The sequence below is a fragment of the Bradyrhizobium sp. NBAIM08 genome (assembly GCF_020193935.1).
Classification (GTDB): Bacteria; Pseudomonadota; Alphaproteobacteria; order Rhizobiales; family Xanthobacteraceae; genus Bradyrhizobium; species Bradyrhizobium yuanmingense.
Genome location: NZ_JADYVR010001077.1, coordinates 1 through 397, shown reverse-complemented (window position 1 = coordinate 397; position 397 = coordinate 1). Strand labels below are relative to the sequence as shown.

The 397-nt window shown below is 69.3% G+C and carries 1 protein-coding gene; it reads right to left on the bottom strand.

Annotated features, from left to right (window positions below; genetic code table 11):
- Positions 1-61: 61 nt before the first annotated feature.
- Positions 62-253, bottom strand: coding sequence for a GNAT family N-acetyltransferase (locus I6F37_RS43555; protein WP_249795504.1), 192 nt, complete (start codon positions 251-253; stop codon positions 62-64).
- Positions 254-397: the final 144 nt, after the last annotated feature.

The window sequence follows — 397 nt, the reverse complement described above, 5'->3', positions numbered from 1 at the left end:
GCTTCAAAGTTTCTCGGCTCACATCAACCGCGCCCAGTCGCAGCTGCGTGAGCCGGAACCCTCACCGCTGGTGGAAGCGGAGCGCGTCCACACTGTCGTTCGTCGTGACCACCCACAGCCGCCAGCAACCCGCCTCGCGTGCCGCCCTCACCACGGCTTCGACGAGCGCCGTCCCCACTCCGGCGACCCTCAGCGAGCCGTGCTCGCCGAGGAACGCCTCCACAGCCACACGATCCTTCGCCCGCGCGGCCATCCTCCGCACGCCCGCCAGTCTCGGCCCCATGGAGAGTGCTCCAACCTCGTCCTTGTCCCGTCCGATAGCCGTGACTCGGGGACTACTCCGGCTCTCTCGGCGGCGTCCGCGTTGAGGAACTGGTCGGCCCCCTGGGACAGGAGC